At 64.6% G+C, this 11,144-nt stretch carries 7 protein-coding genes; 2 read left to right on the plus strand and 5 right to left on the minus strand.

Annotated features, from left to right (window positions below; all coding sequences use genetic code 11):
• Positions 1 to 66 precede the first annotated feature (66 nt).
• From ABFE16_15820 to ABFE16_15835, 4 genes are all read right to left on the minus strand, one after another.
• Positions 67 to 474, minus strand: coding sequence for an NIL domain-containing protein (locus tag ABFE16_15820; protein ID MEN6346770.1), 408 nt, complete (start codon positions 472 to 474; stop codon positions 67 to 69).
• On the minus strand, positions 475 to 1,689 hold the full coding sequence (locus ABFE16_15825) for a homocysteine biosynthesis protein (protein ID MEN6346771.1): 1,215 nt from the start codon (positions 1,687 to 1,689) through the stop codon (positions 475 to 477). It lies immediately after the preceding gene.
• Between the two features lie 355 nt (positions 1,690 to 2,044).
• Positions 2,045 to 2,782, minus strand: coding sequence for a UPF0280 family protein (locus ABFE16_15830; GenBank protein ID MEN6346772.1), 738 nt, complete (start codon positions 2,780 to 2,782; stop codon positions 2,045 to 2,047).
• 131 nt (positions 2,783 to 2,913) lie between these two features.
• Positions 2,914 to 3,975: a site-2 protease family protein gene (locus ABFE16_15835; protein ID MEN6346773.1), complete on the minus strand. Its 1,062-nt coding sequence runs from the start codon at positions 3,973 to 3,975 to the stop codon at positions 2,914 to 2,916.
• A gap of 318 nt (positions 3,976 to 4,293) precedes the next feature.
• Between ABFE16_15835 and ABFE16_15840 the strand changes: the two genes are divergently transcribed.
• Entirely contained in the window at positions 4,294 to 6,984 is a 2,691-nt protein-coding gene (locus tag ABFE16_15840) for a hypothetical protein (GenBank protein MEN6346774.1), read from the plus strand.
• A 60-nt stretch (positions 6,985 to 7,044) separates the two neighbouring features.
• Here ABFE16_15840 and ABFE16_15845 read toward each other — a convergent pair whose 3' ends face one another.
• On the minus strand, positions 7,045 to 9,324 hold the full coding sequence (locus ABFE16_15845) for a beta-galactosidase (GenBank protein ID MEN6346775.1): 2,280 nt from the start codon (positions 9,322 to 9,324) through the stop codon (positions 7,045 to 7,047).
• 293 nt (positions 9,325 to 9,617) lie between these two features.
• Here ABFE16_15845 and ABFE16_15850 point away from each other — a divergent pair, with 293 nt between their 5' ends.
• Positions 9,618 to 10,928 carry an alpha-L-fucosidase gene (locus ABFE16_15850; protein ID MEN6346776.1) on the plus strand — a complete coding sequence of 437 codons (1,311 nt, stop codon included), beginning with the start codon at positions 9,618 to 9,620 and terminating at the stop codon, positions 10,926 to 10,928.
• Positions 10,929 to 11,144: the final 216 nt, after the last annotated feature.

The raw sequence follows: 11,144 nt of genomic DNA on the forward strand, positions 1-11,144 counted from the left end.
TCCGTGGGGAGGCTCCTGCCGGGCTTTGTTCCGGGTACGGATGGATTGCGCTCTGCGCGAGTTGCGTCAGAAGGCGATGTGCATAGCCCCGTAGGGACAGGCGGGTACGCATAGCTCGCAGGCGATGCAGCGGTTGGAGTTGTAGCCTACCTCACGTGTCTCCAGGTCGATCGTCAGCGCAGTGGTCGGGCAGACATTGATGCAGGCGCCGCAATGGGTGCACTTGCGCTCAATGCGCACGACGTCCTTGGACAGCGGCTGCACATGCACGCCCTGCTCCCGCGCCCAGGCGAGCCCCTTCTCCAGCGATGCCCGCTTGCCCGTCAGGCCCAGGACCAGCAGCCCCTCGGACTCCTCGGTGATGTCGGCTCGCATGATGTTGAACTCAAGGTCGAAGTTCTTCACCAACTGCGAGGTAATCGGTTGGTCGATCAACTGCTTGGGAAACCTCAGAACCACGCGACGGGTCTCCATTTACATCGCACCTCCATTCACCGGTCGTTCGCGAAGGGACTTGAACTTCAGTCCCGAGTCGGCCTGCGGGAGCATCTGGATGGGCTCCTGCAGCGTGAAGTTGCCTGAGGCAATCCAGTCCTTCAAGAGGGTGGCGATCTCCTGGGCCTTCTTGTAGCTGGATAGCGGGTTGGTCGGGATGTCGCGGCCCTTGACCTTGATGGAGCCGGTCTTCAGCTCCGCGTAGCTCACGAGGCCCAGCGGCTTGCCCTCGTTGTGCCCGTAGTTGTAGCTGTAGTCGGTGATGGGCGCGAAGATCTCGGAGTCCTTCACCGCTGTGTAGCGGGCCATGTCTTCGTCCAGGATCGGGATGGGGATCCCAATCCCAACCGCCGAGGAGCAGCCGTAGCCCAGGAAGCTGACGCCGCGGAAGAAGCGGTCGGACATCCGCTTGAGGTCGCCGACGACAGCCAGGGTCCCCGCGCCGCCCTTGGGGACGCCATTCTCGCCGCGCGGCGTGGTCGGGCAGTGCTGCGTGCCCTCCCAGAACACCATGCCCTGGGTGCCGGCGAGGAAGATGCGGGTACCGATGCCGACGGTCCGGTAGTAGGGGTCGTTCAGCAGCGGACTCAGTTGTCCTGCGGAGCAGTAGCTCGCAGACCCCAGGTCCTTCTTCACTACACCCATGTACGTGTAGATATCCCGCTCGGTGTTCACGTTGACTGCAACCCCGTAGTTCTGGTAGCAGTTCCGCGGGTTGCACAGATACGCCTGGTTGAGGTCCTTGAGGTTAATCCAGGTGTCGAGCTTCTTGCGTGGGTAGCAGTCCGTCCCGTAGGCCTGAGCCGTGAGCCGGACGTCCTCGCCGGCGATGAGGCCCTCGATGACGTGGCCGCCGCCATAGCGGAACTCGCCCGGGTGCGGCGTGTTCAGCGGGTCGTCCTCGCGGGCCTCGGTGGCGCCGATGTACAGGTCGACGGCAGCCAGTCCACCGTAGGCCGGAACTCCGTTCAGCCACGCCTTGCTGATCTTCATCCGCGGGGTCGTGTGGCCGATGTTGAGGACGGCGCCGGTTGAGCACATGGGACCGAAGGTGCCGGTGGTGACAACGTCCACTCTCTCGGCGGCCTTCTTGACGCCCTCTTCCTCCACGATGTCGATCATCTCTTCGGCCGTCACGACGACAACCTTGCCGGTCCGGATCCGCTCGTTGATCTCTGCGTAAGTCTTAGGCACTATCCAATCCTCCTCAAGACGCGGCACACGGGCCTGCCTGCTCACAGTTGGACGCCCGTCACGCCAGGTAGGGCGGAAGGTCGAACTGCGACTGGCCTGTGCCACGGGATGCTGATGTGTCAGATCACTGCAAGTCTGCTGGAAGCTGCCGAGGGTGCGTCCGAGGTAGTTGGGATTACACGGACGACGCGGCAGCCCTGGGAGCGCTGAGATGGCGCCGGAAACCCCGGCGCCGAGCCATGCCCATCATCCCGACCTGTGCGCAGTGGGCGACTGCCGTCATTCGTGTATCCCTCCTTTGTACCCTGAAGAGGTACCCGGCAGAAACGCCGGGCATGTCAGGCTCTGCCTGTGGTTATCCAAGTCTGACGAGTTCGAACTCGCCCGCCACGCCCAGGGTCGAGCCGAGGATGGCCAACGCTTGACGCACTCCCTCGGTGCTCGCGACCCGTGCCACCGCCTGTTCCACGTCCTGCGGGCCCTGAAGGCTGTTGCCAAGACTAGATGCCATCGCATCGGCGAAGGCTGTGTCGTCCGCAACGACTAGCGCGGCATCGGCTTTGCCCGCGCTATAGGAAGGCCCTACGGTTGCCGAGGAGGTGCAGACCCCAAGGGTCTCCCCCGCCGGAAGGCGCAGGCCAACCTTCCCGCTCAGCGGTGACCGGCCGGCGTAGACGGCGACCGTCCGCCCATGGCCTGTGCAGAGGAAGACGTCGCCACCGTTCTCCACCACAACCTCTGACGCTTGCTCAAGCAGGCGACGCCCAACGAACTCCGCGATGGCTCCCGCAACGGACGCCATCGGCCCGACCTGCGCCCGTGAACCCGCGCGGTACATTGCCTCGACGACTTGCGGAGCCCCTTCGCGTCCGGCCAGCGGAGCCAGGCTTGTCGCGAAACCCGGGACCAGGATGATCTCGGTCTCGATGGCCCGCCGTGCCTCGCGAACGGCCTCCCGGGCGACCTTCTCGAGGCCGGTCAGTCCTGCCGACACCTGTATGTGAAGGTCCGTCTGAGCCTCGGCCACATGGAAGGCCACGAGGTCTTCCGCGGCCGCAAGGTGCCGGTATGTCCGTGGCTCGTAACCTGCCATATCAGCACAAACCTCGCGTCCTCCGACGCCAAGTTGGGATGAGTATAACGACTGCAGCCCCCGAGCGCAAGATCCCGGTAATGTGGTTATACGAAGTTTGCTGCCTGAGGAGGCGCGTTCCGTGAGCGGAATCAGGCCCGCATCAGAGCTGCACGAACCCCATCGGCGCTGAGTATCCCCTGCAGGTTTCCGTAGTCGTCGATGACCATCATCCAGCTCTGCCCGGTACGTTCCATGTACTCCAGGGCTTCGAGGGCCCTGCGGTTCTGGCGGAGGACCATCCCCTCGGATAGGGGCACCATCACCTGCTCTACTTTGAGGTCCGTCCACAGCGCCTGTGGAATCGTCGCCAGCCGGTCGAGTGACAGCACTCCGATGGGCTGCGCGCCGACGAGGATCGGCACCGGTCCTTCCGGTCGCTTCAGGGCGAAATGCGAGGCGGCCACGGTGACCGGCGTTCCCGCGTACACTACCAACTCCGGCGGAGTACTAACCTGCCACAGCGGCAGATTGACGAGAGCGTCACGCACTCGCTCGCGCTGATAGGTGGCCCTGGCAGCACCCGCCAGCAGGAGGCCCATGCCCGTGTAGAAGACGAGGATCAGGCCGGAGCTCGAGGCGATCCCGAGCCACGCCCCGAGAGCGATGAGACTGTAGCCGACGACCTGGCCCATGATCGAGGCAACCCGGGTTGCCCGCAGGAGGTTGTCCCAGTGCAGCCACAGGAGGGACCGCAGAACGCGACCGCCGTCCAGTGGGAAGCCGGGAACCATGTTGAAGACCGCGAGCACCAAGTTGGCTGCTGCCACGCGCCCGAGGCAGGACGTCACCACCGCACCAAGGCCGAAGTGCTGTGAGGCCCACCAACCGGCGCCGAGGACCACCGCCAGGGCCACGCTCATCGCCGGTCCGGCGATCGAGATGAGGAGCTCATCACTCGCCTTCCTGGGCTCCTCGTCGACCTGCGCCACGCCGCCGAAGATGAACAGCGTGATGCGGGTGACGCCGATGCCGGTTCGCCGTGCCATGAAGGAGTGGGACAGTTCGTGCAGCAGCACCGAGCCGAAGAACAGGAGGGTTGTGACCAGGGCCGCAAGCCAGGGAATCCAGCGTGCTCCGGGCCTGGTCATGTGCGGATAGACGTTCACCGCCTGATCGTAGACGAACAGCGCGAACACGATCAGCCAGGACACGTTGATCTCGATGGAAATGCCGCGTATGCTTCCGATGCGCCAACCGCGCAGAGCAACTCACCTCAGTCTAGGGGCGCCCAGGGCGCCCTCGGTACGGTCCGCGCAGACCACCCGGACTGCGAACCAGCCAAGTATATGGTATCATCCCACTCAACAGGTCATCACACAAGACCCAAGGACACTTTGGATGCGGAAGTTCCCGTGCCCGGGGTATCGGGGTGTCCTGTGGCGGGCCCTGCGGGAACATATCGCCTACTCGTTCGTCCTTAAGCCAAACGGCCGCCTCAGCCGGTCTCATCCTACCCTCCGGAGCCGAATATGCCCCGTCATCGCACCACACTGGTCGTCGCGTGCCTGTTGTCTCTGCTGGGCCTGGCTGCTACTGCCTTCGCGGAGCCTACCTCCTCCGACCTATCCTTCCTTGAGGAGCCGGTCAGTGGGGAGGTCGATGTGCGGGCAGACCTCGACACCGGCGCGCAATGGGCCTCCGACGCACTTATCAAGATTGTCTTCTGCTGGAAGGACGAAGCCAACCATCTCTTCTTCCAGGCCAACGGTCAGGAAGCGGAGCTGGTCATGGTCAGGGACGGCGATACCGAGGTTCTCGCCAAGACCGACCAGTGGGCCACCGCGGCTGCAGGCGGTCAGCATCACCTCATCATCAAGCGCCGTGACTGGGCGATCCGCGTCCTCTGTGACGGTCACGTGATCCTCACGGCCTATGAGGAGTTCGCTCCCGGTGAGCAGATCGGCCACCTCGCACGAGGACTGAAGGTCACCGACCTCTCGACGCAGCCGATCGGCGAGATGATGTTCCACGACGACTTCTCACGTCCGCCGGGTGAACCGGACCCGTGGGACATCGCAGAAGGCTCCTGGGCGATCCGGCTTCCCGAGTCGCGCAATGCGGTCTCGGACCCCGTGAAGACCGCGAACCCCTTCACGCTCATGGCTACCGGTCAGCGTGCACTGATTGCTGCCGGGTCGAGCTTCTGGGATGGCTACCAGGTGCGGTGCTCCGCCAAGCCTGCGGCCAGCGGGATGATCGGTGTCGCCTTCGATGTCCAGAGCGAGAAGGACTACTACCTGTTCCGGGTCTCCGTGTTCTCGCCTCCCCAGACAGCGAGCTCCGGCACCGTCGAACTGGTGAAGGTGATCGGCGGTAACCCGACGGTGATCGAGAAGGCTCCGGGCGGCGTCGGAGTGGGCACGTGGGTGCAACTCGGGGTCCGTACGGACGACGGTCTGCTCTCCGGCCTCGTCGACGGGAAGGTCGTCTGCAGCACCCGCGACAGCACCTTCGGTGAGGGGCAGATCGGCCTGTACACCGAGGCCTGCGCGAAGGCGAACTTCGACGACGTGTACCTCGAGCCCTACCGCGCCTACGAGGACAGCTATGCTGCGGACGGTCTCTTCCCGGTGGAGCAGCGAGCCGGGACCTGGACGCTCGACCAGGAGCAGCTCTGCGCTCGCCCCGAGGCCAAGTCGGGTCTGGCGGTCGGCCTCACCGGCTGCACCGCGTGGCGGAACTACCGCTTCGCCACCGATCTCATGCCCACCACGGCTCGTGCGCTGGGCGTCTACTTCGGGTGCCTGAGCCCGACGGACTACTACCTCTTCCGCTGGGGTCCGACCAAGGACTCGCCTGACCAGGACTGCCAGGAACTGTGGCGGGTCGAGAAGGGCACGGCAAGGGTCCTGGCCAGCGTGTCGGTGCCTCTGGACCGCAGTGCCAGTCACCACGTGGAGGCAACGCTCGACCGGTCCTATGTTTCCGTAGTCGTCGACGGCAAGCGGGCTGTGGAGGCTGCCGATTCCTCTCGCCCATCTCAGGGCAAGGTCGGCTACTACGCAGAGGGCTCGCGGACGGCGCTGGCGGCCTTCGACAACCTCAAGGTCGAGTTCACCGAGCCTGAGCCTGAGCCCGTGTCCATTACTGAGCAGTTCGCCAAAGAGGACACGATGGCCGACTGGGCACGCCCCATCGCCTCCTGGAAGCCCCTGGGGAACCGCGTGTACCAGTATGATCTCCCGCTGTGGGGCGACTTCGACCTGCGCCTGCCACTCGGGAACCTCGTGGGTAGCACGGGAAGCTGTCAGGTGCGCCTGGCCAAGGACTCCGATACGCTCGCGCTTTCTGAGGACAGCCGATGTGTCGAGTTGTCCTGCGAGCAGGGCGACCGGAACCTCCAGTACGAGGCTTTCGAAGGCGGCAAGGCCGTGAACTCCGGCAAGGTCGCTCTGCAGACGGAGGAACCCGTCGTTGAGGTGGAGCGGCGCGGCGGCTGTGTGATCGCCAGCATCGAAGGCAAGCCCTTCGCATGGTCGCGTGTCCCGGATGGGAAGACGGCGTCCGCTGTGGCAATCAAGCTCGAGGGCGTCGGCATCACGCTGGACGAGGCGACGATCGTCTCGCCCCAGGTGCTTGACTACGGGTTCGCCGGTGCACCTACCGACTGGCAGTCACAGGACGGGATGTGGGACGTGAGCGACCGCTGGAACTGCCAGCCGGGATGGTCCTGGTTCTGTGGCCGCGACGCCGAGACCCCGCTCATTTGGACCAAGCAAAGCTTCTCCGGGGATGTGGTCTACGAGTACTGGGTCGCCATGATGATGGACCTGCAGGCCGGTGAGGGCGGCTACTCGCACCCCAGCGACCTGAACGGGATCCTCTGCGGCGACGGCAAGAACCTGTGCAGCGGCTACGCCTTCGTGTATGCGGGCGACGGGAACACGCGCGGCAAGATCCTGCGCCAGGGCCAGACCGTTGCGGAGAGTTCGGCCTTGCGCTTCCTGGTCACGAATACGCGCGGCGATCTGAACGCTTTCCATCGCCACTGGTGGCACATGCGGGTTGAGAAGATCGGGGGGCACATTACGTACTACGTGGACGGGCAGAAGGCGCTGGAGTTCGACGACCCGAACCCGCTCTCCGGCGGCCACCTCGGCCTGTGGTCACATGCCAGGAACGGGATCATGGTCGCCCGGGTGCGCGTCGCCTACAAGTAGGGTCGCGTTAGGTTCGGCAGCCCATGCACATCACGCGTCCCCTGAGGTTGCAGCTTCGCCTCAGGGGACTTTCGTTACCGTCAGGACCCCGTGGGAGACCATCTCACTGAAACGGAGCTCGCCGCCAGCGGACGCCTGCATCACTGCCTCGACCGGCTTGCTGCCGTCCATTGTCAGCTTCACTCGATGCGAGGAGCCCGGCGTAACCGGGTACAGGCCATTGCGGATTGTGAAGCGTACTTCGACCGGCTCACCCTCCCCTACCTGTGCCGTTCCGCTCGCAGCAGTCGCTACCGAAGCTCCTGCCCCGCCAAGCTCGATCCTGATCCGCTCCGGTGTGTTGTCCAGCACCCTCGCCAGGCACCCAAAGGCGAAAGGCTGTACGCTGATGGGCAGCGCATGGCACTGCACGGTCTCGCCGGGCGGCACCACGACGGACAGCCTCGCTGCACCGGAGCGCAGTCCGTCGGCGGTCCGTGCCAGCGCCGAATAGCCGCAGAACGCCTTCGTGAAGAGGCGGTGTTGGGCGTCGCGGTAGGCCACGTCAACACCACTGGTCTCCGAACGCGAGTTGCTGAGGGCGATGCCGTCCTCGGTCGCGGTCACACACAGACCGGCGGGCCAGAAGCCGCTGTCAAGCATCTCCACTCGGGCGCTTCGCGCGAGAAGGTCCTGGTGGAACGCCATGAAGGCGGGATCCGAGGCCTTCCAGTAGGCCCAGAGGCGGTGAGTTGCCAGGCACGCAACTCCGAGGCCGGTCTCCTTGCCGACGATCCCCGAGAAGGCCAGTTTGCCCTGCACGTACTTGGTCTCCGCAACACCGAGGATTCTGGCGGTCTCCTGAGGCACAACCAGCAGCGCCGGGCCTTGCACGTGGTAGCTCTTGCGCTGGGCGGCGGTGCCTTCCTTGACGCCCAGATTGAACGTGCCCTGCGTGCGCATCCCTGCGGTCACCGAAGGCAGCCACGGCGGCGGCAGAGCCATGGACAGGTCATGTAGCGTCTCCGCCATGCCTGCCGCATGATCCACGCCGAACAGGCTGGTCATCAGGGGTGGCAGGTCGAGCCACGATCCGCCCTGGTACATCCCCAGGCCCAGGTCAGCCACAAGGGCCCCGCCGTCGTACACGAACTCCCCCAACTGCACCTGGGCGGGCTCGGGGAGGTTCACTGCCATCGGGGCCAGGATCGCGCCGTAGCTGTTCAGGTCATGGAGCGGCAGGTCCTCCAGCGTCAGGTAGTCCACGAGCCCGTACCGGCAGCCCAGACGGAACGATAGGAAGGGGTTGCTGGGCTCGGCTGGTGAGAAGCCCTGCAAGTACCCGTAGGCCGGGAGGCCCTTGTTGTCCACGCCGCTGCCGTAGGGCTCATAGAGGAAGGCAACGCTCGGGCGCGGACGGATACTGAAGGTCTGACGCAGCGGAACCGACTGCACAAGCTGTTTGAGGTCACGCTTCGTCGCCTTGGGCGCAGGAGCTGCGGTCACGCGAGCCCAGTCGGCGAACCCGACCCCGCAGGCTCCGTGCAGGCCACTGAGGTTGACCCATCGCCGCACCGTGCCATCCTCGAAGGCGGCTGTGGACTGGGGCACCTCGAGGGTTGGCAATACTTCGAAACGCCCGGCACGCCGGGCCATATCGACAGCGTGGACATTGTGGGTAACCGGGTCCGGGTTGTACTCACCGGGCGGCATATAAGGGCACACGATGTCATACCCGGGCGGCACGGCAGTGAGGTCGCGGAAGAGGGAGATGCGTCCCGTCATGAGGGGACGCGAGGTATCCAGGGCGCGAAGGGTTTCGGCCCAGTGGCTCATTACGTCAGCGAAGGCCTGGCGGTGGAAGTCGGCGACATCCACCAGCGCCCGGCCGACCCCGAAAGCGAACTGCTTGTCGTTCTCGCGCGCAGCGGGCTCATCGGCGTCGGCCCAGTTCGCGATCGGCCTTCCCCAGGACTCGCCCACGTCCTCGGGAGTTGCGTACCGAGTCTGCAGGAAGCGGCGGAAGTCCTCTACGTTGTAGTCGATGTGCCGCTCAAGGTAGTCCCCCATCGCCCAGGCAACGACCGCAGGATTCCCGCGGAGATGCTCTGCGACCCGCGTGATCAGCGCCGCCACCCACTCGCGGTAGGTCTCTCCGCCCGCGGAAGGGACCACCGAGAAGGACCGCGGAACGGTGGGAATCGCGACGATCACGCCGAGGCCGGCTTCCCGGGCAGACTTGACCTTCGCGTCCACACGGGACAGGTCCTTGAGGTCTTCGAACTCCAGATTCAGGTACAGCGTGTTCATGCCCAGGTCGCGAGCGACCGTCGAGGCCTCGTCGCCCTGAAGTCCATGCACAAAGACAAAGGGTCCCGGTCGGGCACAGAACGCCGCGGAGCAAGTGAGGAGAGCGGCGAGAAGACAGGTTAGGCGAGGTGTTAGGCGGGCCACAGGACGTATCGTACCTTCCGGAGGCAACAAAGGCAAGGTGCGTGGCAAGCACTTTCGCACACGCGCCGGATAGTGGGAGGAGGTCTGTGTGCCGGTGGCGAAACCCCGGCCTGTTGTGCAAGTGCTCCACGCGAGACAAGGAGGCACCGGATCGGGAAGGCCCCGGTTCCTTGCCCCTCATCAGCACGAGGAGAGACCTCATGCCTGCCATCAAGACCGTCGGCGATACTTCATGGTTCCAGCACGACCGCTTTGGCCTGTTCATCCACTGGGGCATCTACGCCCTGCCTGCGCGACACGAATGGGTCAAGCAGCGGGAGCAGATCCCGGACGAGGTCTACCAGAGGTACTTCAAGCACTTCGATCCGGACCTGTACGACCCCGAACTCTGGGCGAAGGCTGCCGCAGGCGCCGGGATGAAGTACTTCGTCATCACCACTAAGCATCACGACGGTTTCTGCCTCTGGGATTCCGCGCTGACCGACTACAAGGCACCCAACACGCCCTGCGGCAAGGACCTCATCCGGCCGATGGTTGACGCCTTCCGGGGCCAGAACCTGCACGCTGGTCTGTACCACTCGCTGATCGACTGGCATCACCCGCAGTTCGTCATCGACAACGTCCATGCCATGCGCAATCACCCGGACCGCGAGAAGCTCAACAAGGAGCGCGACCAGAAGAAGTACGCGGAGTACCTCCACGGTCAGGTCCGTGAGCTTCTCACCGGTTACGGCAAGATCGACATCCTGTTCTATGACTTCAGCTACCCGGCCGGCACTCGCGGGCGGCCCGAGAACTGGATCGGCAAGGGTCACGAGGACTGGAACGCGGAGGAGCTCCTCAAGCTGACCCGTGAGCTGCAGCCCGGCATCATCGTTAACGACCGCCTCGACCTCGGCGACGTGCCCGGCGGCTGGGACATCAAGACGCCCGAGCAGCACATGGTCCGCGACTGGGTCAAGGTGGACGGGAAGCCGGTAGTGTGGGAGACCTGCCAGACCTTCTCCGGCTCCTGGGGCTATCACCGCGACGAGGCGACCTGGAAGAGCGTCGACCAGCTCCTGCTCCTGCTCATCGACTCCGTCAGCAAGGGCGGCAACCTGCTGCTTAACGTGGGGCCGACCGGACGCGGGGAGTTTGACGAGCGCGCTCTCGACCGTCTCAGCGCCATGGGCGAATGGATGAAGCGGCATGGCCGCTCAATCTACGGCTGCACCCAGGCGCCGAAGAAGTTCAAGACGCCGCAGGACTGCCGCCTGACCTACAATCCCGACACAAACCGGATGTACGTGCACCTTCTGAACTGGCCGCTGAAGCAGCTTGCACTGGACGGGTTCCGCGACAAGATCGAGTACGCCCAACTGCTCAACGACGCGTCGGAGGTGCAGATCGTCACGCCGCCGGCCAACCAGTCCTCCTACGCCGCAATGCCGGAGGACACCGTCATCGCGCAGCTCCCGATCATCAAGCCGAGGGTCTCGGTGCCGGTCCTCGAGCTGTTCCTGAAGTAGGAACGCCACCTCACCCCCCCTTGCCCCCCTCTCCACGCAGTGGCGCTATACATTACCCACATCTTGTTTTCTGGGGGAGGAGGTTCTCAGCCGGTCGGCAAGAAGTATCGGTGCTTGAGGTGACTCAAGCATGCCTACCTGGTTTCTGTTGGAACTCGCTACGCTCAACCTTCACGACGAGCGTCTCAATCGGCGCGCGAAGCAGGTGCTCAAAGC

The organism is Armatimonadia bacterium (assembly GCA_039679385.1).
In the GTDB taxonomy this organism is placed as follows: Bacteria; Armatimonadota; Zipacnadia; order Zipacnadales; family JABUFB01; genus JAJFTQ01.